Raw genomic sequence first — 22,374 nt, 5'->3', positions numbered from 1 at the left:
GCGATCCTTCCTCACTGGAATTCCCTCGCCTTTTTGGAGAGCGAACGAGCGTGGACATCACCCACACAGCGCGATTTCAGAATGTCGGCATGCGCTATGGCACGGGAGAGGAGATCCTGCGTGACATCTCGTTCGAACTGGCCGCCGGCTCCTTTCACTTCCTGACCGGCCCCAGCGGCGCCGGAAAATCGACTCTTTTGAAGCTGATGTATCTGGCGGAACGGCCTACGCGCGGTTGGATACGCTTGTTCGGCCAGGACGTTACGACGCTCCCTCGCCGGGCGCTGCCGGCCCTTAGGCGGCGGGTCGGGATCGTTTTTCAGGACTTTCGCCTGCTCGACCACCTTTCCACGCTCGAAAACGTGGCCTTACCTTTGCGCCTTGCTGGCGCAAAGAAGAAACAAATCGCGGCGCACGTTACGGAATTGCTCGAATGGGTCGGGCTTGCCGACCACATCGATGCCTGCCCTCCCACCCTCTCGGGAGGGCAGAAGCAGCGCGTGGCCATTGCCCGCGCCGTCATTTCACGGCCGAGTCTCTTGCTGGCGGACGAACCCACCGGCAACGTTGACGAGCAAAGCGCCATGCGAATTCTGCATCTGTTCGAGGAGTTGAACAAGATAGGCACGACAGTCGTTATCGCCACCCACAACGAGGGGCTGGTGGGACGCTTCCAGTATCCACAACTGCGCCTTTCGAACGGCGAGCTTTTTCATCGCCCCCGGAACGCGGCACCGCAAGCAGCCGGCACGGTAAGGGAAATCGCTTGAATGTTTTCTAGGCCCGTTGAGCTTCAGCTTCGCCGCGATCCATCGGCGCGGACACTCCCCTGGATCATCGCTTTAATGGTTTTCCTGGCGGGGCTTGCCCTTGGCGGCATGTTCTCGCTCGGCTCGGCGCTCGAACGGTGGAGCCAAGGACTTTCCGGAACCCTTACCGTCCAGTTGTTGCCCCCCGATTCAGGCGAGACGATGCCCGGTACGTTCGGCGATCGCCTCGCCCGGACCCTTGAAATCCTGCGCAACACGCCCGGCGTGCAGCGCGCCGTGGCCCTGACGGATGCGGAGGTTGCCGCCCTTCTCGCACCCTGGCTTGGCGAAGGCGAGATTTTCCCGGAACTGCCTTTGCCAAAGCTGGTCGACGTCACCCTGGACACGAAGAAGCGGGTAAACATGGCGGAATTGGAGGCGCGACTCGCCGCAGAAGTGCCGAACGCGTTGCTGGACGACCATCGGCAATGGATTGACCGGCTGGTTTTTCTCACGCGGGCCGGCGAAATCGCCGCCGCCGGAATTGTTCTTTTAATCGGACTTGCCGCCATCGCTATGATTGCCTTCACGACCCGTACTGGACTTGCCATTCACTTCAATACAATTGAGCTGCTGCATATTTTCGGTGCCCGCGATGGCTACATCGCCAACCAGTTTCAAACCAACGCCATGGGCCTCGGGTTTCGCGGCGGGCTTGCGGGCACTGCGCTTGCCGCCCTCTTGCTTGCGGCGGCCGGCCTGCTGGTCGAACGGCTCGATCTTGCCGTCTTAAGCGGATTTTTCTTAACGCCCCGACACTGGATAGCGATCTCTTTGCTGCCCTTCGCGACGGCCATCATTGCAATGGGAACCGCTCGGGTTACGGTGCTCCGAAAACTTGCCCGGATGGTCTGAGCCATGCGGCTCGTTCTTCTCGATCGTGACGGCGTCCTGGTCGAGGACCGGCCGGACTATGTCAAGCATCCGGGTGAACTGGTCCTGTTGCCGGGGGTGGGAGAAGCTTTGGCTCGCCTCAATCGGGCGGGGGTTCCGGTTGCGCTTGTGACAAATCAGTCCGTGGTCGGCCGTGGCATCATCAATGAATCGATGCTGCACCGCATCCATGACCATTTGCGAAGCCAACTTCACCGGGAGGGCGCTTTCCTCGACGCCATCTACTACGCAACGGATTCGCCCGACGCGGCGGGACCGCGGCGGAAACCGAACCCCGGCATGCTCAAAGAAGCGCTCGCGCGGTTCGCGGCCGAGCCGCGGACGACGCCAATGGTCGGAGACACGCTCGGGGACCTGGAGGCGGCGGCGGCGGCGGGTTGCCAGCGCATCCTCGTCCGCACCGGCAAGGGTGCGACGACCCAGGCGGCGGGCCTCCCGGAACGCGTGCTTCCCGTTGCGATCTATGAGAACCTTGCGGAAGCCGTGGATGCCTTGCTCAAGGAACGGGGATGAGACGGGCGCCTATTTTCCGCACACGCCGCACGCGAAACCACCGGTTCGTCGTCTGGCCCCTGCTCGCCTTGGGCTCGCTTGCATGGGGCTATGGGCTCGCACAATTCAGTGGCCAAATCCCGGGGGAGATTACGGATACGGAGACGCCCACGGACGCCATCGTCGTACTGACCGGCGGCAGCGAACGCCTGGAGGCTGGCATCACCCTCTACCGTTCTGCGATGGGTACAAAACTTTTTATTTCAGGAGTGAACGAACGGGTCCAGGTGCAGGACATCCTGCCAGCGGAGGCGACCGGCACCGATAACGCCGGCGGCGGCATTGAGCTTGGCTACCACGCGAATGATACGATCGGAAACGCCCGCGAAACGGCACAATGGATGGCGGAGAAGGGTTTTCGGTCCCTGCGGCTCGTGACGGCGAGTTACCACATGCCGCGAAGCCTGCTCGAGTTCCATTACGCGATCCCGGAGGTGAAGATTATTCCCCACTCCGTTTTTCCGAAAACTTTCCATCGCAACCACTGGTGGCGCTGGCCCGGGTCGGCGAGACTTGTACTGGTCGAGTACCACAAGTTTCTGCTGGTGCACCTGCGTATCTTCGTGATGACAGCCGCCGGCCGTTTCGCAGCATGACGCTCTTTCTGCGTTCCGCTCTTTTCAACCTCCTGTTTTTCGGTTGGACGGCGATCCTTGCGATCGTTTGCCTGCCGATTCTCCTGCTCCCACGGAAATACCTGGGCTTCCTGCAACGGTTCTGGTCGCGCAGCATGCTCTGGCTGCTGAAGCATGTCGTCGGAATCACAACCGAAATTCACGGCCGCGAGCATCTGCCGGACGGCGCCTGCCTGATCGCCTCGAAACATCAGTCCGCATGGGAAACGGTGGCCTACGTCACCATCCTTCGCGAACCAAGTTTTGTCCTGAAACGTGAAATTCTCTTCATCCCAATTTTTGGTCTTTACGTGTGGAAGGCCCGCCTCGTGCCGATTAACCGCCAGGCCGGCGCGAAGGCCCTTCGGCGGATGTTGCGAAGCGCAAGCGAGGCGGCCAGGGAGGCACGGCCGATCGTGATTTTCCCGGAAGGAACGCGCGTGGCACCGGGGTGCCGCCGCTCCTATCAGGCCGGCATTGCAGCGCTTTATCAGCACTTGAATTTGCCGGTCGTGCCGGTGGCATTAAATTCCGGTCTTTTCTGGAGCCGCCGCAGTTTCGTCAAGCGGCCGGGCCGGATCGCGCTTGAATTCCTGCCGCCGATCTCGCCGGGGCTGAACAAAAGAAACTTCCTTGCCGCCCTCGAGAAACAGATCGAGACGGCAAGCGCCCGCCTTCTTGCGGCGAAGGAAAACCCGACAACGGGCGGCGTGGATGAAACTGTGGATAAGAAGGAAATCTTACCGTGAAAGATCGGGATAATTAAAAAAAATGGCTTTGAAACATACGGTTGATGGATACCTCTCGTGTGGAAACAGAACAAGAACATTCCCTTGACGCGCTGCTGCCGGCGACCTAGGATAACGCTTCAAAATTTAAAAATAATATTATATTAGAATAAGTTACAGGCTATTCTCGGCCGCCCGGCGGAGTCTTCACCCATAGAGAAAAAACGTCACCATGGTGCCCATTTCGCCTATCTCCCAGCAGATCTGGGACATGAAATACCGCCTAAAAACCGCCACCGGCGAGCCTGTGGACAAGACGATCGAGGACAGCTGGCGGCGGGTCGCCGACGCCCTGGCACAGCCAGAAAAAGACCCCGCCCATTGGGCAGACCGTTTCTACGAGATCCTGGCGGATTTCCGCTTCCTGCCGGCCGGCCGCGTCCTGGCGGGCGCCGGCACCAAGCGGGACGTAACGCTTTTCAATTGCTTCGTCATGGGGACCATCCCCGACGCCATGGGCGGCATCTTCGAACATTTGAAGGAAGCCGCTCTCACGATGCAGCAGGGCGGCGGTATCGGGTACGATTTTTCCACGCTGCGCCCGAAAGGGGCGCCGGTTCACGGGGTGGGCGCCGACGCCTCCGGGCCGCTTTCCTTCATGGACGTGTGGGATGCGATGTGCCGGACGATCATGAGCGCCGGCTCCCGACGCGGCGCCATGATGGCGACGATGCGTTGCGACCACCCCGACATCGAGGCTTTCGTCGAAGCGAAACGAGAAGCCGGACGGCTGCGCATGTTCAACCTCTCCGTCCTGGCAACGGACGCCTTCATGCAGGCAGTGAAAGAGGACGGCGCCTGGGAACTTGTCTTCAACGGCGTTTGCTACAAGAGCCTGCCGGCGCGCGAGCTGTGGAACAAAATCATGCAGGCGACTTACGCCTATGCAGAGCCGGGCGTCATCTTCATAGACCGCATCAACCAGCGGAATAACCTCCATTACTGCGAGGAAATCTACGCAACGAACCCTTGCGGCGAACAGCCGCTGCCGCCTTATGGCGCCTGCCTGCTAGGGTCCATCAATCTGGCGCGCTTGGTGCAGGATTCCTTTTCCGATCAGGCGCGGATCAATGTGGAGGAACTTTCCCGCATCGTCGCCGTGGCTGTTCGCCTGCTCGATAATGTGATCGACGTTTCGAAGTTCCCGCTGCCCCAACAAAGACAGGAGGCGCAGGCGAAACGCCGAATCGGCCTTGGCGTCACCGGACTTGCGGACGCGCTTATCCTCTGCAAGGCCCGCTACGGCGGCAAACGGGCGATTGCGCTTACCCGGGAATGGATGCACGCCATCCAACGGAGCGCCTATCTCGCCTCGACGGAACTGGCGGAAGAAAAGGGCTGTTTCCCGCTCTACGATTCGGAAGCCTACCTCGCCGGACAAACCGTCCTGGAATTCGATGCCGACGTAAGGGAAGCGATCCGCAAGAAGGGGATTCGGAACGCCCTCCTCACTTCGGTCGCGCCGACAGGAACGATCTCGCTCTTCGCCGACAACGTCTCCTCCGGGCTCGAGCCGGTCTTCAGCTACACCTATAAGCGGCGCATCCTGATGGCGGACGGCAGACGGCGGGAGGAAGAGGTCAGCGATTACGCCTACCGTCTCTATCGCAAGATGAAGGGAGAGAAGGCGCCCCTGCCGGATTACTTCGTCGATACCCAACACCTTCTTCCCCACGAACATCTCGAGATGCAGGCCACCGTCCAGGCCTACGTGGACAGCTCGATCTCAAAGACAATCAACTGCCCGGAAAACCTGCCCTTCGAGGACTTCAAGAACATCTACCTCGATGCCCACGCGATGGGGTGCAAAGGCTGCACGACCTACCGCCCGAACGCGATCACCGGCGCGGTTCTGGTCGCCGAAAAAAGCGAAGCGGCGGAAACGACCCAGGCCGAACTGCCGCTCGATCCGCACCGAGCCGGGCCGCGGCCGGAGGACGCGCTTGAGGCGGGCGGGGTGGTCTACATGACACGCCCCCTCGACCGCCCCGGCGAGCTTCCCGGACAGACCTACAAGTTGAAGTGGCCGGACAGCGACCACGCCCTTTACATCACGCTCAACGATGTTATCCAGGACGGCAGGCGCCGGCCTTTCGAAATTTTCGTCAACTCGAAAAACATGGAGCATTACGCCTGGACGGTCGCGTTGACACGAATGATCAGCGCCGTTTTCCGCCGCGGCGGAGATGTTTCCTTCGTCGTCGAAGAGCTGAAGGCCGTCTTCGACCCGCGCGGCGGCCAATGGATGGGCGGACGTTACATTCCTTCGCTTCTGGCGGCCATCGGCGAAGTCATCGAACGGCATATGATCGCGATCGGCTTCCTCGCGAAGCCGGCAACCGAAGAAAGGCCGAAGGCGAAGGCGGAAAAACAGGTCGTCGGACTGCCCAGGTCGCGCCTGTCCCAGTGCCCGAAATGCGGCCAGGCAAGCGTCATCCACCAGGAAGGCTGCGACCGTTGCACGGCGTGCGATTATTCGCGCTGTGCCTGAGACGCGTGGGTTTCGAGGCGGGCCCGTATCCGGCGAAGACCATCGTCGGAAATGCCGAGTGTCTCTAGATGGGCAAGGGTGGCCTCAAAATATTCGCGATTCGTTCCGGCCGACCCTGCGCATTCGGCAATAAGACGGGCCGCCGCTTCCGGCGTCACCCTGCCCGCGTACTGGTCGTGGGTTGGGTCCGCCACATAGGCGTGGGCCGGGGCACGCCCTTCCGGCACGCGGACCATAAGCCGTCTTCGCCGGTAGACGCCCGTCACCCTTTCGCGGCCATCGAGATAGGCGAGGACTTCCGCCTCGCGGGCGCGCAGGACGCGGAAAGCCCGCCCCCGACAAGCGCCGCCCCGATCAAGGCCTAAGACGAGGCCCGGCTTTTTCTCGGAGCCCCGGTACACATGGGAGAAGATGCAGAACGCCCGATGGTAACCGCGGAGAAGGGCCGGACGTTCCTCAAGGTACGCGAAGCCGGGGTTCCACATCAGGGAACCGTAGGCAAAAATCCAAGCGCTTGCGTCGGTATCGTTCAAGCCTGCTTCGCGTCGATGATCCGGCGGCGAATGGCGCGCGTTCGCGTAAACAGATCCTCAAGTGTCTTGCTGTCGCCCCAGCGGATGGCGCGCTGTAGCGCGGTCAAATCCTCCGTGAAACGGCCGAGCATCTCAAGAACCGCTTCCTGATTATTCAGGAAAATATCGCGCCACATGATCGGGTCGGAGGCGGCGATGCGCGTGAAGTCACGAAAGCCGGAGGCCGAAAACTTGATGACTTCGGTGCGTTCCAATTCCTCCAAATCGGTCGCCGTTCCGACGATCGTGTAGGCAATCAGGTGCGGCAGATGGGAGGTGATCGCCATCACCTTGTCGTGATGAGCGGCGTCCATGATTTCGACTTGGCTGCCAGCCCGCCGCCAGAACTCGGCAACGCGCGCGACGACCTCCTTTGGCGTGCCCGCGGGTGGCGTCAGCACGCACCAGCGCCCATCAAAAAGGGTATCAAAGCCCGCCTCCGGCCCGGAATGCTCGGTGCCGGCGACCGGGTGGGCCGGCACGAAATGAACGCCTTCCGGGACAAGAGGCCCCAACACCTTGAGGACGGCCCCCTTAACCGAACCCACGTCGCTTAAGATCGCCCCCTTCTTCAGATGCGGCGCTACCGCTTCGCCCAAGACCTTGTAGGTGCCGAGGGGGGTGCAGAGGATGACGAGGTCCGCCCCTTCCGCCGCTTCTCCCGCCTCCGCCGTAACACGGTCAAGGAAGCCAAGCTCCATCGCCTTCTTGCGCGTTTCCTCGGAGCGCGCACAGCCGACGATCTCATCGGCCAAACCGTCACGCTTCATGACGCGGGCGATCGACGACCCGATCAGCCCAAGGCCGATCAGCGCAACCCTTTCGAACAAAGACGATGACGCCATGGCTTAACTCATAAATTCGGCAAGGGCTTTTGCAACCGCGCGCATTTCATCCTCCTTGCCAACCGTGATCCGAAGGCAATCCGGCAGGCCGTAATTCGCCACCGCCCTTGGGATGATCAACCGTTCGTTCAGAAAGCGGTTGGCCGCTTCGGCATTGTGCAGTGAATCGTCCGGAAAACGCACGAGAAGAAAATTCGTCGCACTCGGGTAAACCTGGAGGCCGGTCTTGGCCAACGCCTCGGCAAGCCATGTCCGCCATAGCGTATTGTGTGTCCGGGCACGGTCGAAGAACGCGACGTCTTCCAGAGCCGCGACGCCGGCCACCTGGGCCGGCCGCACGACGTTGAAGGGGGCCCGCAGCCGGTTGAGCACGTCGGCGATCGCCGGCGGACAGTAGGCCCAGCCTAGCCGCAGCCCGCCAAGCGCGAAGATTTTCGAAAACGTCCGCGTCATGACGACGTTTTCGTTTTCGTCCACCACATCCGCGCCCGGCGAGTAATCGCCTTCCGTCACGAATTCCGCATAGGCCGAATCGAGAACCAGAAGCACGTTCGCCGGCAGCCCCGCCCGCAAGCGGCGGACGGCCGCCGCGTTCAGGCAGCTTCCCGTCGGGTTGTTCGGGTTGGCGAGAAAAACGATCCGGGTACGCGAGGTCACCCGCGCAAGGAACCCTTCCACGTCGGCCGTGAGGTTGCGTTCGGGCACGGCGATCGGTCGCGCGCCGACGCCGCGGGTCAGGATCGGGAACAGGAGAAAGCCGTGCGCGCTGTAGAGAACCTCGTCTTCCGGCCCGGCATAGGCTCGGGCAAGCAAGGTCAACAGATCGTCCGATCCGTTGCCGCATACGATCCGCTTGGGATCGAGGCCGAAACGCGCGCCGATGGCTTCTCTCAGCGCCTCCGAGGCCCCGTCCGGGTAGCGGTGCAACGCATCCGCCGCTTCCAGATAGGCCGCGATCGCCTTCGGGCTTGGCCCGAGAGCGCCCTCGTTCGACGACAGCTTGATCGCATCCCGCATGCCCGGAAGATGCGACCGGCCGCCGACATAAGGTTCGATCTCGAGAATGCCTGGCCTAACTTTTAGATTGTCCACGGGGGGATTTCCTGTTTCGCTTGCCTTTCGCTCCATGCAGCGGCACGGCATAGCTTCCGACCACGGCAATCCGCCGGACCGAACGACCGAGTCGCGTCCGCACCCGGTTAAGGATCGGCGCGTCTTCGCCGAAGAAACCCTCTACCTCGATGAGCGAAAAGCTTCGGCTCGACCGCGCCGAGCTTCGCCATGCAAGAACCGAACGGCCCCGGATTTTTTCCTGGGCAAGCGCCGTGGCAAGCCGCACCGCACTGATTCCGCCGTTCGATTCGATCGCGAGAAAGCTGCGATCCTTGCCGGTGTGTTCCGCCGGCATGGGCGCCACGATCAAGGCTTCGACTTCCCCTTTCTCGCTTTCGAAATTGGCGAACGGCAGGCCAGCGACGATTCGCAAGTCCGCGAAACGGCCGACGAGATGCCGCCACCAAGCCTCGTCTTTCTTTTTCGGCAGGGGGAGAACGCCGGCCGAAGCGGACCGTTCCGAAACTTTTCGAAGAACCGCCGCCACGGACGATTCCGCCACCATCGGCACGAGAGGTCCATATTGCTCACGGGCCAACTCCCAGCAAGCGTTCTTTAACTTCGGGCGGTAGACGGCAAGCGAAAAATGTTCCTGATGCGCCAGGTGCGACGCCACAATCGCCCGCCACACCTGGACCAGGCCTAATTTCGGAAACCGGCCGCGATGACGGCGAACGAGCCGTCTTAAGATTTCGGCTTCGCGACCAGGCCGAAAGAATCCGCCGCGCCGAAAGACGCGTTGCGTGAGTTTGTACGCTCGAACTTTCTCGACAATGGCCGAACGCTGCCACAGAAGCTCTTGGATGGCGTCGTCGATCCGATCGATATCGTGGCGCAACTCTTCAAGGGATTTTCCGTCCGTCATCCCGATCCGAACCAAATTTCGCAAGGCGTTAGTAGGCGTTAGTAGTAGTCGGAGATGTTTGGAAAATCAAAGAAAACATTGACAGTCCGCCGCCCGGAACCTAGCTATGCAAGCTTTCCAAGCTCACCTTTCGAAGAACGGGGTCGGCCCGTAAACGCAGCCATGGCAGAGGTCGGTAAAATCGTCGGCGAGGGGGGGGAAGTCGAGCTGGGGAAAGAAAAGCCGCTCCGGCTGGACTGCGGGGTCGACCTTGGCTCCTTCACCGTCGCCTACCAAACCTACGGAAGGCTGAACGCCGATCGTTCGAACGCGATCCTGGTCTGTCACGCGCTCACGGGCGACCAGTACGTCGCGGGCCCGCATCCGGCGCAGGCGAAGCCCGGCTGGTGGGATCGCGTGGTGGGACCAGGGCGGCCATTGGATACGGAACGGTTCTATATCATCTGCTCGAACGTGCTGGGCGGCTGCATGGGCACAAGCGGGCCGAAGGAAACGAACCCCGCCACCGGCAAACCCTATAGCCTTGATTTCCCGGTGATCACGATCGCCGACATGGTCCGCGCGCAGGCGTTGCTGCTCGATCATCTAAACGTCGAGCAGCTGTTCTGCGTCATCGGCGGTTCCATGGGCGGCATGCAGGTTCTGCAATGGGCGGTGAGTTTTCCGGAACGCGTCTTTGCCGCCGTTCCCATCGCGGCGGCGGCGCGACATTCCGCCCAGAACATCGCCTTTCACGAGGTCGGGCGCCAGGCCATCATCGCGGACCCCGATTGGTGCGGCGGAGACTATCTGGCCCACAATAAGCGACCGACCCGCGGACTCGCGGTGGCGCGGATGGCCGCCCATATCACCTATTTATCGGAAGTGGCGTTGACACGAAAATTCGGACGCGCCTTACAGGATAGGAAAGTCGTGACCTACGGTTTCGACGCGGACTTCCAAGTCGAGAGCTATCTCCGCCACCAAGGAAGCACGTTCGTCGACCGCTTCGACGCAAATTCCTATCTCTATATCACGCGGGCTATGGACTATTTTGATCTTGCGGGAGAACATGGCGGTACGTTGGTGAACGCGTTCCATGGCACGAAGACTCGTTTCTGCATCATCTCCTTCACCAGCGACTGGCTTTTTCCGACAAGCGAAAGCCGTCAAATCGTCCACGCCCTAAACGGGGCGGCCGCCAATGTCAGCTTTGTGGAGATCGATACCGACATGGGCCATGACGCCTTTCTTCTGGACGAGCCCAAATTCACCGAGACCCTTCAAGGCTTCCTGAACGGCGCGGCCGAACATCGGGGGTTGCCACTGCGATGAACGAAGCACCCCCGCATCGAGACTTGTCGGCCACCCGCGTAGACCTGCAACACATCGCCAAGATGGTCGCCCCCGGAAGCCGTGTCCTCGACGTCGGCTGCGGAGACGGCAGCCTGCTTGACTACCTCGTGCACGAAAAGCGCGTGGACGGCCGCGGAATCGAGATTAAGCAAGAACGCGTCCATCTTTGCGTAAGCCGCGGGCTTTCCGTCATCCAGGGAGATGCGGAGACGGACCTCAAGGATTACCCGGAGAAATCTTTCGACTACGTTATCCTAAGCCAGACGCTGCAGGCGATGCGGGCACCAAAAAGCGTGCTTCTGGATATGCTCCGCATCGGGCATCGGGCGATCGTTTCGTTTCACAATTTCGGCTACTGGCGCGTGCGTTGGCATCTGCTTTCGCGCGGCAGAATGCCGACCGGCGGCGCCTTCAACCGCCCATGGTACGAAACCCCGAACATTCACAATTGCACCATTCGCGACTTTATCGATCTGTGTGATGAATTCGGCATCGTTATCGAAAAACGAGCCTGGCTCGGTCCTGTCGGCCTGGCCAGCCGATTCAGCCTTGCCAATTTCTTCCCGAATTTGTGGGGAGAACAGGCCGTCTTCCTGATGCGCCGGGTTACTTTCTGACTAGGTCCGCTGAGAAACGCCGCCGGAAACGGCGACATAGACGCGCCGCTGTTTCGGCGTCGCGGCGGCCACGGTATAAATCTGCTTGCTGGCCTCCATCACGATGACGCCCGCAAAGGTCGGAAACCAGCGAAGCCCTGCCCGCTCCCAAGCCGTTGCCGAACTCAACAGAATCTTTGAAGAGGTGGGCGGCACAAAAAGCGCGCCGCTTGTTTCGATCGGCGTAAACAGATTCTCGCGAAGCAGCCGTGACAGTTGAGAGGCCGTATAAGGGCTGCCGTGACCGAAGGGCGTTCGTTCGAATCGCGCCCAGATGCCGCGCCGGTTCGGCACGACGATAAGCAGGCGCCCCCTATCCGCTAGAACGCGCCAGGTTTCACGCAGCATCGAACGCAAATGATCGCAAAACTCCAGCCCATGGACAAGCAGGATGCGATCCATGGAGAGATCCGGAAACGGCAATTCGGATTCGTTCGCAAGCGTCGTTAGCCCCGCCCCCCCCGAAAGCCAGGGAAGCGCACCCTGCGAGGCCGGCATGACCGAAAGCGTGCGATACGCCTCCTGTCGAAAGGATTCGAGATAGGGTATCGCATAGCCAATTCCCAAGACGGATTCATTCGCCACGCTTGGCCATAACTGACGCAGACGCGTCCCAATCATCCGGCGGGCAACTTGGCCGAGCCCGGTTGCATAGAAATCCCTTAAGTCGACAACGTCCCGCCACATGATTCAACGAATTTACCATAGAAGGCGAAGTTAGCTTTGAGGATTTGGACGCCAAGCCAGGGGCATAGTCTCTGCCCAGGGATGGTGTTAGATTTCACGGAACGATTGAGGTTTTTGGAAATTCGATGAGTCAGCTGGTTATTCACCAGATTCCGTTGCTGCAGGACAATTACGGCTATCTAATCCGTGACCCGAAGGGAAACGCTACGGCCATCGTCGATCCGGCTGTCGCGGAACCGATTCTGCGGGCGCTTGCGAAACGGCATTGGGGCCTAGATTATATCCTGAATACTCACCACCATTATGACCATACGGGCGGTAACCTCGATCTCAAACAGGCGACCGACTGCAAGGTCATCGGCGCCCGGTACGACAGCGAGCGCATTCCCGGCATTGACTTAGGCGTTGCGGATGGGGACACGGTGCGAATCGGGGAAGCCGAAGGCGAGGTCATCGCGGTGAATGGCCATACGCACGGCCACATCGCCTATTGGTTCCGCGAAAGCCGCGCTCTTTTCTGCGGGGACACTCTGTTTTCCCTGGGCTGCGGACGGTTGTTCGAGGGCAAGCCGGAGGAAATGTGGGGGTCGCTGGAGCGTCTGCGCGCGCTACCGGATGAAACGCTTGTCCTTTGCGGCCACGAGTACACGCTGGCAAACGCCCGTTTTGCGTTGAGCGTCGACCCCGACAACCCGGATCTATTGGCGCGCGCCGAAGAGGTCAAAAGAAAACGCGCAAACGGTGAATCAACTGTTCCCTCGACGATGGAGATGGAGCGGCGCACCAACCCGTTCCTGCGGGCCGACACCCGAACGATCGCCCGCACCATCGGCATGGAAGGAGAGCCTCCCGCCCAGATTTTTGCGGAGCTCCGTCGCCGTAAGGATGTCTTTTGAGGGCACCGCCCGTCTCGAAGGGCCATGCTGGCGGCAATACCGGCAACCACGTACCAGCACCCCGACTAACCGTCAGTACATGTGCTGGCCGCCGTTGATCGATATCGTCGAGCCGGTGACGAAGCCGCCCTCATCGGACGCCAGGAAAAGGACCCCACGCGCAATTTCTTTCGCCTGGCCGAGCCGGCCAACCGGGATTTTCGAAACGATCTTTTCCAAGACCTTCTCGGGCACCGAGCGGACCATCTCCGTGTCGACATAACCGGGTGCGATGGTGTTCACGGTAATACCCTTTGCAGCCGATTCCATGGCGAGCGCCTTCGTGAAGCCGTGAATCCCGGACTTCGAGGCTGCGTAATTCACCTGCCCATACTGACCCGCCTGGCCGTTGATGGACCCGATGTTGATGATGCGGCCGAACCCTCGCTCACGCATCGATTCGATCACGCACCGGCACATGTTGAAGCAAGAGGTAAGGTTCGTTCGAAGGACAGCATTCCACTCCTCGACCGTCATCCTGTGAAGGACGGCGTCGCGCGTGACGCCGGCGTTGTTGACCAGAATTTCAACCGGGCCCAGATCAACTGTCATCTCGGCGAGGCCTGCCTGGCAAGCGGCAAAATCGCCGACGTCCCATTTGTAGGCGGGAATACCGGTCTCCGTTTTGAACTTGGCCGCCGTCGCCTCGTCCCGGTGATAATTGACGGCAACCTTGTGGCCGGCCTGTTGCAACGCCTTCGCGATGGCCGCCCCGATTCCCCGGATGCCCCCCGTCACCAATGCTACGCGCTTCATGAGCCCCCCTATTTTTATAATAAAATTATATTAAATATATGTTTTAAGCATCTATATAATATATTTATTATATGAATAGAAATATTATTTCTTATTTTTGCTCCATGCAAGCCTCCGGCACCGCCTGACTAAAGACTAGCCGTAAATCCATAAAGGCGAAAGCAGTCAACCGGGTGACGATGACGCCCCCCCCCCGGCGTTTCCTCCAAAATTAGGTCCTCTAGAGTCTTTTCAATCAGCCGGCGTAAACGCTGCGCAACCATTCGGCGAGGGGATGCCAAAGCACATGCGGCGCCCGGGCACCAATGGCCATGCCGATATGGCCGGTGGCGAGGGTCCGGCTTTCAACCTTGGGGAGGGCTGCCGCAAGGGCGTGCGCGGATTCCGGCGGCACGATGTAGTCTTGGCCAGGCACGAGGACCAGCGCCGGACGATCGAACATCTCCGGCCGCACGTCCTGGCCGGCGATTTTCCATTCCCCCCGGGCGGGCGCATTGGCGCCGTACCAATCCAGCAAACACTCGCGGGCGACCCCCGCCACCAACGGCGTCCCATCGTTCAGCCAGTCCTCGAGCGCCACAAAATCCTGCGCCCGGGCGGAGCTCGGATCGAGATTGGCAAAATTACGGAATTTTCGCGAAGCCTGGAACGGGCTCAGGAAGAAAAAGAAACTCTGCACGAGGTCAATCGGCATTTCGCCCAATACTTCGATGAGGGGTGCTAGAGATTCGAACGCCAACCTAGCGATCCGGCCCTGATTCTTCCCGTTCTCGCCGGCGTGAAAATCCCAAGGCGTCGCCAACAGGGCCAAACCGGGCACGTGCGCGCGTTGGCGGATGGCCAAGGCAAGGGCGAGCAGGCCGCCCATACAGTAGCCGACAATGGCGACGCGCGCGCCGGCCAGACTTTGCGTCGCCCGGTAAGCCCCTTCCAAAACAGTCGCGACGTAGTCCGTAAGCGTGAAGTTGCGTTCAGCGGCGCCAGGCTCTCCCCAATCCACAAGGAACGGCCAAACGCCCAGGTTCGCCAAGTGACGAAGCATACTGGTACGCTCCGAAAGATCCAGTACGTAGGAACGGTTGATCAGCGATGGCACGAAAAGAACCGGAACGCCCTTCGCCTTTGCCGTCGCTTCCGTCCCATAATCAAGCAGCCGCGCCGCGCCGGAACGCCAAACGACCGGCGGCGAGGGCAGCGTACGGTGATAAGGATGGCGACGGTAAGCGACGACACCCGCCATCGTTTCCGAGAACTGGCGGCGGGCGACTCTATCAACAGCACTTCGAAAAACCGCCGGATCAACCTCGGCGAGTTTTTTTTGCAGGGCTTCGGCGGCGGGTAGAAGGTCCCGATTCCAGCGCAGCCAATCGTTTTTCAACGGCGGCAAGACGCCTTGCGAGCTTAGCCAAGCGAGCATCGGCGCCGCCAGATGAAGCGGCAACGGTCTCGGGCCGAGCAGCCGACCCAGCGGCTCCGTCTTTTCGGTTGTTTTGGAATTCGTTGGAATAGGCCGCTCCTAGCACGGTGGGGAGAGTGATTTCCGCAAAGTGACGGTAGAGGCGGGTGATGATCTCGACATTGGCCGAATCCTGTGCCATCGCCGCCAGCTGGTCTTGCCAGAGCTCAAGAAAACGAGCGGCCAAGACCTCAAGGTCAGGGGATTCCGACATGGGCGGATCATAATGCAGCGCGCCATCCAATGCCAACGCCGTGATGGCGCGGGGGAAGCTTTTCCAACCCTATGCCTACCCTGGAAAGTTCTGTTATGCTGTGTTGCAGTAAGATTGTCCGCGGCCATGCAGGATCTAAATCCCGATGAGTAGAAAAAAAGCCGCCGGCGCCGACGCTACGCCCATTACCATTAAAAAATACGCCAACCGGCGGCTCTATAACACGGCAACCAGCAGCTATGTGACGCTGGAGGACTTATGCCAAATGGTAAAAGAGGGAACGGATTTCGTTGTCTACGATGCCAAAACCGGCGAAGACCTGACCCGATCCGTGCTTACCCAAATCATCGTTGAAGAAGAATCAAAAGGCCAAAACCTCCTTCCCATCAAATTTCTTCGCCAGTTAATCGGCTTCTACGGAGGAAGCCTTCAGGACATCTTGCCGCGCTACCTCGAAAGCTCGATGCACACCTTCACGCAAAACCAAGAACGGCTGCGTAAGTATCTGATGACCGCGTTCGGCACACCCAAGCCGTTCAGCCCGTTTGAAGAAATCGGCAAGCAGAACCTTGCCATCTTCGAGCACATGATGGAGCTTTTCGTGCCTTTCGCGGATACCAAATCGGAAAAGGAATCTGAGGAAGAAGGCGGTGCCGCAAAAGAGGCCAAACCAAGCGAACAGGCGCTTCGCGACCTCCGGCAGCAGGTGGAAGTCATGCAGCGGCGGCTTGAGGAAATTGCCAAGAAGTCGCGAGAGTAAACGCCGCCGCACACCCGTCGTCAGGCGCGATTTTTTGCTTCTCTCCAAATCGGTATCGGTACGACCTTGCTTCTCTTAAGCCAGGGCCGCTCGATCTCGGGCCTGCCGAAATAGTACCCTTGCATATGATGGACGCCCTGCTGGAGAAGCATTTCGACGTCTTCTTTCGTCTCGACGCATTCCGCGACCGTGTTCATATGAAATCCATTTGCAAGATCGACCAGCGTTCTCACCAGCAATCGATTCTCACGGTTTTGCGCCACACCGGAGACAAAAGAGCCGTCAATTTTCAAAATATCGACCGGCAGCGCCTTCAGGTGGTGGAAGGATGTAAAGCCGGCGCCGAAATCGTCCAGCGCCACGCGGCAGCCCAAGCCCCGCAAGGTGGACACGAAACGGGCGGATTCGGCGATGTCCTGAAGGGCGGCGGTTTCGGTGATCTCGACGACGAGGCGCTTGGCGAGGCTGGATTGATTCTTGAGCGCCATGACGAACTTGCTGAGCCAGGTGGGATCCGTCGCGGTCAGGCTGGAAACGTTGAGGGCAAAGGAGATATCCGAGTTCTCCTTGAGTTCCTCCAGCACGAGGCCGAGTGCGTAGTGATCGATCAGCCGCGCATAGCCAAGCTGTTCAAGCGCCGGCACGAACGCCGCTGCCGCCACGACCGTGTTCGCGTCACGTTTCAGGCGTAGCAGACATTCGTAATAGGGAATCTCGTTCGTCGCGCAGTCCATAATAGGCTGGAAGGCAAAAACCAGCCGTTTTTCCTGAATCGCTTCCTGAATTTCGTGGAGAATAGCCAGATTCCGTCGTTGGCTGCGGCGCCGCATCTTTGCCTGATGAAAGGGAATATAGCAGTTGTATCCCATGCGCCGCGCCTTTCCCAGCGCCATATCGGCCTTGGCGATGGCATCGTGGGCGGTCTGCGCGACGTCCGGGAAGACCGCGCCGCCGATCGAAACCGTGATTGAAATCGAACCGCGCGCCGTTTCAACGGTTGCGCCGCGAACGGACTGAAGCAAGGTTTCGGCGACGATCGGGACATCCTCTTCCGGGCAGTGTGTCAGCACGACGCCAAAGCGGTCGCGGCTGACGCGACGAATTGCATCCGTAGACCGCAAACAGCCTTCCAAGCGCTGGCCAACAGTAAAGATGATCGCATCAATGGTCGGTTCGCTCCATTCCTCACCGGCATCCATCAGCTGATCGATGCCGACGGCAAGATAGCCTCCCGAGCCCTCGTCCCGGCGGCAGCGATTGATCGCTTCGCTCAGCGAATCCACAAGCTTGGCGCGTCCGTACTGGCCGGCGCTTTCATTGTAGTCTGTGTCGGCTGGCGCTCTCACAGTTGGCTTTGGCGGCACGACCGGACGGAGAACGCCGCGGACTTTCACCGGCTCGTTGGCTTTGTTGAACTCGACGGCCGAGCGTTCCCGAATCCAGCGCATTTGCCCATCGGCCGAGTGCGTCCGGTATTCACATTCGAAGGGTTCGCTGGAGGTGTAACGAGTGGCGAGAGTTTCCTGGAGGCGGGTCAAGTCATCCGTGTTGATCAGCGCATTATAGGCGCTGCGCGTGGCAACCAAGCGCAGTTCGGGTAGGTTGAGAATCGCCGGCGCGAGATTCGACCAATGAATCACGTCCGTCGCGAGATCCCACTCGAAGACAACCTCACCCAAGGCAGCTACGGCCGTTTGTAACCAGCCTAATTCGTCGCGTTCCTTGGTTTCCTTGCCTTTTTCTGCATCCTGCAATTGCATGCCTTCTACCTAAAGGCCCCCTCGTTCTATTGAAGCGCCTACGGTAAGAAAAGGCCCTTTACAAAAGCTTAAGCTGGGGGATTTTGCATACAATGGCGAGGCGCGAATCGCCGCTCCGCCCGCCCCTTTGCTGGCGCTTGGTTAACGTGCAAACGCTTTAGTATGGTTAACGAATAGAATATTTTTGAGTATGCAACCTAAATGAAATATATTTTCCTTTGCAGACAGTGGGGCGAGTGACGCGAGCAAGAAATCCGTCGCGGCACTGTGTAGTTAAAGAACATAAAAATACAAACGGCTGTTGTGGAACGGCCACGCGGGAAGATGGAAACGTCCAAAATAGAAAGAAGACCGATTCAATCGGTCGCGGCTTCATACCTTTCACACCGGCCGCCGGAAAAAGAAGATACTTCTGTCCGGTCGGCGGAAAGGCAAAGCTGGGCTGAACGGGTCACGGGTGAGCCGGAAGGCACACCCCTCGCACCAGCGGCGGGCAGAAACGCCTCGCGAGCGCTCTCGGTCTTTATCTACCGGGAGGCCTATACGCCACACACCTCGCTTCCCTTTGCCGCACAAAAACTTGCGCAGGAACTGCCCTTCACCCGCCTCGCCAGGGGAGCGCACGACTACCGCCACGCGACCACGGCCTACCAAAAGGTCGAGGAAGCGGAACCTGGATTCTTCGATGCGGACGCTTTCCGAAGCGTCCGCGCTTGATCCAGCCGAAACCCGTATTGCCGGGAAAGAACTGCTTTGGTTGACGGAAGTTTTCCCGCCGCCTAGGTTCCTCGTCACTGCCCGAAAAAATCCGAGAAATCGAGCGCCGTGGAAACGGGTCGAACCACCTCTTATCGTGAAGCCGCCGCAGCGCGTAAAGCCTGGCCGTTCCAGGAAGCAAGCCGCCTTGTCGCGCGCATTAAGGGCAACACACCCAAGAAAGGGTATGTTCTCTTCGAGACCGGCTATGGCCCATCCGGGCTTCCCCACATCGGAACTTTTGGGGAAGTGGTTCGCACCACCATGGTCCGCCACGCCTTCTCGACCCTGACCGACATACCGACCCGGCTTTTCGCTTTTTCTGACGACATGGACGGGCTGCGCAAGGTGCCGGATAACGTCCCCAATCGGGAGATGCTGACGAAGCATCTCGGCAAGCCTCTGACGGCGATCCCGGATCCTTTCGGAACTCACGAAAGCTTCGGCCACCACAACAATGCGAGGCTGCACGCTTTCCTTGATTCCTTCGGCTTTGACTACGAATTTCGAAGCGCAACGGAATGCTACAAGGCTGGCCAGTTCGACACCGTGCTGCGCAAGATCCTTGAGAACTATGCCGCAATCTGCGCGATCGTGTTACCGATCTTGGGTAAGGAACGCCGGGCGACCTATAGCCCTTTCCTGCCTATCTCGCCGAAGACGGGGCGCGTTCTGCAAACCCCGGTGCTGGCATGGGACGCCGCGGCCGGCACAATCACCTTCGAGGACGAAGACGGTACACATACGGAGCTTCCCGTAACGGGTGGCAATTGCAAGCTGCAATGGCGGGTTGATTGGGCCATGCGCTGGACGGCGTTCGACGTCGATTATGAAATGTCGGGGAAGGATCTGATCGACTCGGTCCACCTCGGCAACCAGATCTGCCGCCTCCTGGGCGGCAAGCCGCCGGAGGGATTTACATACGAACTTTTTCTCGACGAGAACGGAGAAAAAATCTCGAAGTCGAAGGGAAACGGCCTAAGCGTCGAGGAATGGCTGCGCTACGCGCCGCCGGAAAGTCTTAAGCTTTTCATGTACCAGGCGCCGAAGAAGGCAAAGCGTCTTAGCTTTGACGTGATTCCTCGAACCGTCGATGAATATCTGAATTTCCTCAACAAGTATGAAGAACAGGATGCAAACGACCGCCCGGAAAATGCGGTCTGGCACATCCATGAAGGAAACCCGCCGCAGGAGGAATTCCACCTCACCTATACGATCCTTCTCAACCTGGCAAATGTCTGCCACGCAGAGGACAGTTCCGTCCTTTGGGGATATCTTTCGCGTTACGCGCCAAAGGCAAACCCGAAGACGGCACCCTTTCTGGACAAGCTTGCCCAATGCGCCGTCCACTATTACCAGGACTTCGTGAAACCCTTACAGCGCTACCGGGCGCCGAGCGAGATGGAGCGAGCGGCGCTCGAAGACTTGGCTAACGCGCTGGACGCGTGCCCGCCAAAAGCGAACATGGAGACCATTCAGACGGAGGTGTACGAGGTCGGCAAGCGTCATCCCTTCCCGGACCTTCGGACATGGTTCAAGGCCCTTTACGAGACCCTTCTCGGCCAACCGCAGGGGCCGCGGATGGGGTCCTTCTTCGCCCTCTATGGGCTCCCGGAATCGGTCCGATTGATCCGGCGGGCGCTGGCCGGCGAACTTGTCCAAGAAACGGCCGGAAAATAGGAAAAAAGGCCTTTTTTGAGGAATAGGAACGACAGCCTAGGCCGGAAACGCCGCGGCCGAACCCGCCCTACTGGCTCACCCAGACGATGCGCGCCATCCATTCAACATCTTCGATAGCGAGCGTGCGATCCTGATAGGCGCGGTTCAAGGAGAGAAGTTCGATCCGCTTGCTGCTCTGGCGTTTTAGTTCCTTCGCCATCACTTCGCCGCCTTTCGTTTTTACGACAACGCGATCGCTCCGACGAACGCTCGCTTCCGGCGAAACAAGAACGAGATCGCCGTCCCGATAAATCGGCTGCATGCTGTCACCGCTGATTTCGAGCGCGTAGGCGTGCGGATCCCCGACGTGCGGAAAAATCGTTTCATCCCAACCACTTCCTGTTGGAAAACCGGCGTCGTCGAAGAAGCCGTGATCGCCAGCCTGGGCGAAACCAATCACCGGAACGCGCTGGGCCAGGCCCTGCGCGGCTTCGCCCCCCAAATGCACGATGAAGTCGCCAAACGTGCTGCCTGTCGCCTCGATAATTTTTGCGAGGCTTTCGGTGCTTGGCCAACGCGGCTTTCCCTCACGCGTAATCCGCTTGCTCTTGTTGAAGGTTGTCGGATCGAGGCCCGAGCGGCGTGCGAGCCCCGACGGTGAAAGGCCGCGGGCCCTCGCGAAGCTGTCGATGGCGCTCCAGATGTCGGCGTGTCGAAGCATAAGAAGATTTTCTTATACTTAATCCCCTGTTCACATCAGGAAAATGTTCCTAATATTATTGACAAGGGAATATTTTCCTGCTTTTTTAGCCGTCTTCCGGGTCGCTTTCCGAACCGGATTTTTGCCCAGGGAGATCCAACCCAACATGCCTCGTGAACGTTATGCGCCAAAGCCGTTCCTTACCTTGGCGGCCGAGCCCTTTGAGTCGGTCGAAGAGGCCTGGTTCTGGTCCGTGCAATGTTTACAGGCACGGCGCGAAGGGGCGCGGGTCGGCGCCGGGCGCGGCGAAACACTTAGGCCGTGTGACCCCGATGATGTGGTTGCCGCCATCTATCGTCTCTACCGGCAACGCCGTCTCAACCAACTGCATCTCGGCGTATTAGCGGAATACGGCAAGCGATTGCTGCCACCCGACGAAAGGCGCGCGCACGAGGGGAAGGCAGCCACGTTATGGCACGAGGCGATCGAACGCCTGACTGGCACTCTGCGGGCGAAAGGCATCGTCCGATGAGGGGGCGTGTTTTTCCTAAGCATAGCAAGGGAAAAGGGCGCGCGCTTCCGGCTCTCGTCGTTTTTTCAGACCAAGCGGATCTTCCTTGGTTGCGTTTCCTGCGGCGCGGGTATCGCCATTGCTTTCTTGCCTTTCTTCAGGAGTCCAACTGGGTCATCTATGACTCCCTCGTCCACCGGACTGAAATTTCGACCTTGGACCTACCAAGCGATTTCGATCTTGCCGGCTGGTATCGGACACACGGGTTTGGTGTGCTCGCAACCGAGATCCGGCCGCCGTCAGCCTTGCGAGGGAAAAAGGCAGGTTGGATATATTTTCCGCTTCGTCCATTCACATGCGTCGAAGCGGTGAAGCGCGTTCTCGGCATCGAGGCGGCTCATGTCTTCACGCCGTGGCAGCTTTATCGGCACCTGCGCCGGCAAGGTCGCACCCCGGCGGCGCGTCTTTTTTCTCTTGACGGCGGTCTGAACTAGGAATATAATCCTTTTTATCATCGCAACCCATCTGCCCGGCGCCTCCCGTCCCCCTCGGGAGGCGCCTTTTTTTCAGGAGGACGTTTCCATAATGGCTGGTTTGTTCAGCAGCCCAAAGCCCGCGCCGTTTTTCTTGCCGGCGTCGGCGCCGG

General features: G+C 59.6%; 24 protein-coding genes. 14 read left to right on the top strand and 10 right to left on the bottom strand.

Features of this window, described 5'->3' with window-relative positions:
* Positions 1-89 precede the first annotated feature (89 nt).
* From ftsE to AB1781_06415, 6 genes are all read left to right on the top strand, one after another.
* Positions 90-770, top strand: a complete 681-nt coding sequence (ftsE, locus tag AB1781_06440) for a cell division ATP-binding protein FtsE (GenBank protein MEW5704211.1) — start codon at positions 90-92, stop codon at positions 768-770.
* Entirely contained in the window at positions 771-1,664 is an 894-nt protein-coding gene (locus AB1781_06435; GenBank protein ID MEW5704210.1) for a cell division protein, read from the top strand. It abuts the gene before it with no gap.
* Positions 1,665-1,667: 3 nt separating this feature from the next.
* Positions 1,668-2,216 (top strand): HAD-IIIA family hydrolase, encoded by a 549-nt coding sequence (locus AB1781_06430; protein ID MEW5704209.1) that lies wholly within the window; start codon positions 1,668-1,670, stop codon positions 2,214-2,216.
* Entirely contained in the window at positions 2,213-2,851 is a 639-nt protein-coding gene (locus AB1781_06425) for a YdcF family protein (GenBank protein MEW5704208.1), read from the top strand. Before AB1781_06430 ends, AB1781_06425 begins: the two co-directional genes overlap by 4 nt.
* A complete protein-coding gene (locus tag AB1781_06420; GenBank protein ID MEW5704207.1) occupies positions 2,848-3,618 on the top strand; it encodes a lysophospholipid acyltransferase family protein in 771 nt (256 codons plus the stop codon). The genes AB1781_06425 and AB1781_06420 overlap by 4 nt, the downstream gene beginning before the upstream one ends.
* A 211-nt stretch (positions 3,619-3,829) precedes the next feature.
* The gene (locus tag AB1781_06415; protein ID MEW5704206.1) at positions 3,830-6,148 is read left to right on the top strand and encodes an adenosylcobalamin-dependent ribonucleoside-diphosphate reductase; all 2,319 of its coding nucleotides are present in this window, start codon (positions 3,830-3,832) and stop codon (positions 6,146-6,148) included.
* On the opposite strand, the gene AB1781_06410 is transcribed toward AB1781_06415, so the two are convergent.
* The 4 genes from AB1781_06410 to AB1781_06395 are packed head-to-tail and all read right to left on the bottom strand — an operon-like array spanning position 6,130 to position 9,543.
* Positions 6,130-6,681, bottom strand: a complete 552-nt coding sequence (locus AB1781_06410; protein ID MEW5704205.1) for a gamma-glutamylcyclotransferase — start codon at positions 6,679-6,681, stop codon at positions 6,130-6,132. The genes AB1781_06415 and AB1781_06410 overlap by 19 nt on opposite strands.
* Entirely contained in the window at positions 6,678-7,565 is an 888-nt protein-coding gene (locus AB1781_06405) for a prephenate/arogenate dehydrogenase family protein (GenBank protein ID MEW5704204.1), read from the bottom strand. The genes AB1781_06410 and AB1781_06405 overlap by 4 nt, the downstream gene beginning before the upstream one ends.
* Before the next feature lie 3 nt (positions 7,566-7,568).
* Positions 7,569-8,657 (bottom strand): histidinol-phosphate transaminase, encoded by a 1,089-nt coding sequence (gene hisC, locus AB1781_06400; GenBank protein MEW5704203.1) that lies wholly within the window; start codon positions 8,655-8,657, stop codon positions 7,569-7,571.
* Complete coding sequence (locus AB1781_06395; GenBank protein ID MEW5704202.1) at positions 8,638-9,543, bottom strand: chorismate mutase; 906 nt, start codon at positions 9,541-9,543, stop codon at positions 8,638-8,640. Before AB1781_06395 ends, hisC begins: the two co-directional genes overlap by 20 nt.
* Positions 9,544-9,705: 162 nt before the next feature.
* Between AB1781_06395 and AB1781_06390 the strand changes: the two genes are divergently transcribed.
* On the top strand, positions 9,706-10,857 hold the full coding sequence (locus tag AB1781_06390; GenBank protein ID MEW5704201.1) for a homoserine O-acetyltransferase: 1,152 nt from the start codon (positions 9,706-9,708) through the stop codon (positions 10,855-10,857).
* Positions 10,854-11,495 carry a methionine biosynthesis protein MetW gene (metW, locus tag AB1781_06385; protein MEW5704200.1) on the top strand — a complete coding sequence of 214 codons (642 nt, stop codon included), beginning with the start codon at positions 10,854-10,856 and terminating at the stop codon, positions 11,493-11,495. Before AB1781_06390 ends, metW begins: the two co-directional genes overlap by 4 nt.
* Here the strand turns inward: metW and AB1781_06380 are convergent, their stop codons facing one another.
* The gene (locus AB1781_06380) at positions 11,496-12,221 is read right to left on the bottom strand and encodes a methyltransferase domain-containing protein (protein ID MEW5704199.1); all 726 of its coding nucleotides are present in this window, start codon (positions 12,219-12,221) and stop codon (positions 11,496-11,498) included. It abuts the gene before it with no gap.
* Positions 12,222-12,346: 125 nt separating this feature from the next.
* Here AB1781_06380 and gloB point away from each other — a divergent pair, with 125 nt between their 5' ends.
* Complete coding sequence (gene gloB / locus AB1781_06375) at positions 12,347-13,117, top strand: hydroxyacylglutathione hydrolase (protein MEW5704198.1); 771 nt, start codon at positions 12,347-12,349, stop codon at positions 13,115-13,117.
* Between the two features lie 72 nt (positions 13,118-13,189).
* Here the strand turns inward: gloB and phbB are convergent, their stop codons facing one another.
* The 3 genes from phbB to AB1781_06360 form a co-directional block, all read right to left on the bottom strand.
* Complete coding sequence (gene phbB, locus AB1781_06370) at positions 13,190-13,912, bottom strand: acetoacetyl-CoA reductase (protein ID MEW5704197.1); 723 nt, start codon at positions 13,910-13,912, stop codon at positions 13,190-13,192.
* Between the two features lie 235 nt (positions 13,913-14,147).
* Positions 14,148-15,290, bottom strand: coding sequence for an alpha/beta fold hydrolase (locus tag AB1781_06365; protein MEW5704196.1), 1,143 nt, complete (start codon positions 15,288-15,290; stop codon positions 14,148-14,150).
* The gene (locus AB1781_06360) at positions 15,211-15,582 is read right to left on the bottom strand and encodes a hypothetical protein (protein MEW5704195.1); all 372 of its coding nucleotides are present in this window, start codon (positions 15,580-15,582) and stop codon (positions 15,211-15,213) included. The genes AB1781_06365 and AB1781_06360 overlap by 80 nt, the downstream gene beginning before the upstream one ends.
* A 145-nt stretch (positions 15,583-15,727) precedes the next feature.
* Here AB1781_06360 and phaR point away from each other — a divergent pair, with 145 nt between their 5' ends.
* On the top strand, positions 15,728-16,342 hold the full coding sequence (gene phaR / locus AB1781_06355) for a polyhydroxyalkanoate synthesis repressor PhaR (GenBank protein ID MEW5704194.1): 615 nt from the start codon (positions 15,728-15,730) through the stop codon (positions 16,340-16,342).
* Between the two features lie 20 nt (positions 16,343-16,362).
* Here phaR and AB1781_06350 read toward each other — a convergent pair whose 3' ends face one another.
* Positions 16,363-18,102, bottom strand: coding sequence for a GGDEF and EAL domain-containing protein (locus tag AB1781_06350; GenBank protein ID MEW5704193.1), 1,740 nt, complete (start codon positions 18,100-18,102; stop codon positions 16,363-16,365).
* Between the two features lie 324 nt (positions 18,103-18,426).
* On the opposite strand from AB1781_06350, the gene AB1781_06345 reads away from it, so the two are divergent.
* Positions 18,427-18,819: a hypothetical protein gene (locus AB1781_06345; GenBank protein MEW5704192.1), complete on the top strand. Its 393-nt coding sequence runs from the start codon at positions 18,427-18,429 to the stop codon at positions 18,817-18,819.
* 108 nt (positions 18,820-18,927) lie between these two features.
* Positions 18,928-20,538, top strand: a complete 1,611-nt coding sequence (locus AB1781_06340; protein ID MEW5704191.1) for a lysine--tRNA ligase — start codon at positions 18,928-18,930, stop codon at positions 20,536-20,538.
* A gap of 67 nt (positions 20,539-20,605) precedes the next feature.
* On the opposite strand, the gene AB1781_06335 is transcribed toward AB1781_06340, so the two are convergent.
* Positions 20,606-21,238, bottom strand: a complete 633-nt coding sequence (locus tag AB1781_06335) for a helix-turn-helix transcriptional regulator (GenBank protein MEW5704190.1) — start codon at positions 21,236-21,238, stop codon at positions 20,606-20,608.
* A gap of 145 nt (positions 21,239-21,383) precedes the next feature.
* On the opposite strand from AB1781_06335, the gene AB1781_06330 reads away from it, so the two are divergent.
* Positions 21,384-21,749, top strand: a complete 366-nt coding sequence (locus AB1781_06330; GenBank protein ID MEW5704189.1) for a hypothetical protein — start codon at positions 21,384-21,386, stop codon at positions 21,747-21,749.
* A 194-nt stretch (positions 21,750-21,943) separates the two neighbouring features.
* Positions 21,944-22,222 carry a hypothetical protein gene (locus AB1781_06325; protein MEW5704188.1) on the top strand — a complete coding sequence of 93 codons (279 nt, stop codon included), beginning with the start codon at positions 21,944-21,946 and terminating at the stop codon, positions 22,220-22,222.
* Positions 22,223-22,374: the final 152 nt, after the last annotated feature.

It is taken from the genome of Pseudomonadota bacterium, from assembly GCA_040752895.1.
Lineage (GTDB): Bacteria > Pseudomonadota > Alphaproteobacteria.
Note: the sequence above shows the minus strand (reverse complement) of the source record. Positions and strands in the feature narration are given on the sequence as shown.

What these genes read in the sequence shown, in the direction of transcription:
- ftsE (MEW5704211.1), top strand. Translation starts at nt 90, where the DNA reads ATGCGCTATGGCACGGGAGAGGAGATCCTGCGTGACATCTCGTTCGAA.
- AB1781_06435 (MEW5704210.1), top strand. Translation starts at nt 771, where the DNA reads ATGTTTTCTAGGCCCGTTGAGCTTCAGCTTCGCCGCGATCCATCGGCG.
- AB1781_06430 (MEW5704209.1), top strand. Translation starts at nt 1,668, where the DNA reads ATGCGGCTCGTTCTTCTCGATCGTGACGGCGTCCTGGTCGAGGACCGG.
- AB1781_06425 (MEW5704208.1), top strand. Translation starts at nt 2,213, where the DNA reads ATGAGACGGGCGCCTATTTTCCGCACACGCCGCACGCGAAACCACCGG.
- AB1781_06420 (MEW5704207.1), top strand. Translation starts at nt 2,848, where the DNA reads ATGACGCTCTTTCTGCGTTCCGCTCTTTTCAACCTCCTGTTTTTCGGT.
- AB1781_06415 (MEW5704206.1), top strand. Translation starts at nt 3,830, where the DNA reads ATGGTGCCCATTTCGCCTATCTCCCAGCAGATCTGGGACATGAAATAC.
- AB1781_06405 (MEW5704204.1), bottom strand. Translation starts at nt 7,565, where the DNA reads ATGGCGTCATCGTCTTTGTTCGAAAGGGTTGCGCTGATCGGCCTTGGG.
- AB1781_06395 (MEW5704202.1), bottom strand. Translation starts at nt 9,543, where the DNA reads ATGACGGACGGAAAATCCCTTGAAGAGTTGCGCCACGATATCGATCGG.
- AB1781_06390 (MEW5704201.1), top strand. Translation starts at nt 9,706, where the DNA reads ATGGCAGAGGTCGGTAAAATCGTCGGCGAGGGGGGGGAAGTCGAGCTG.
- metW (MEW5704200.1), top strand. Translation starts at nt 10,854, where the DNA reads ATGAACGAAGCACCCCCGCATCGAGACTTGTCGGCCACCCGCGTAGAC.
- AB1781_06380 (MEW5704199.1), bottom strand. Translation starts at nt 12,221, where the DNA reads ATGTGGCGGGACGTTGTCGACTTAAGGGATTTCTATGCAACCGGGCTC.
- gloB (MEW5704198.1), top strand. Translation starts at nt 12,347, where the DNA reads ATGAGTCAGCTGGTTATTCACCAGATTCCGTTGCTGCAGGACAATTAC.
- phbB (MEW5704197.1), bottom strand. Translation starts at nt 13,912, where the DNA reads ATGAAGCGCGTAGCATTGGTGACGGGGGGCATCCGGGGAATCGGGGCG.
- AB1781_06360 (MEW5704195.1), bottom strand. Translation starts at nt 15,582, where the DNA reads ATGTCGGAATCCCCTGACCTTGAGGTCTTGGCCGCTCGTTTTCTTGAG.
- phaR (MEW5704194.1), top strand. Translation starts at nt 15,728, where the DNA reads ATGAGTAGAAAAAAAGCCGCCGGCGCCGACGCTACGCCCATTACCATT.
- AB1781_06350 (MEW5704193.1), bottom strand. Translation starts at nt 18,102, where the DNA reads ATGCAATTGCAGGATGCAGAAAAAGGCAAGGAAACCAAGGAACGCGAC.
- AB1781_06345 (MEW5704192.1), top strand. Translation starts at nt 18,427, where the DNA reads ATGGAAACGTCCAAAATAGAAAGAAGACCGATTCAATCGGTCGCGGCT.
- AB1781_06335 (MEW5704190.1), bottom strand. Translation starts at nt 21,238, where the DNA reads ATGCTTCGACACGCCGACATCTGGAGCGCCATCGACAGCTTCGCGAGG.
- AB1781_06330 (MEW5704189.1), top strand. Translation starts at nt 21,384, where the DNA reads ATGCCTCGTGAACGTTATGCGCCAAAGCCGTTCCTTACCTTGGCGGCC.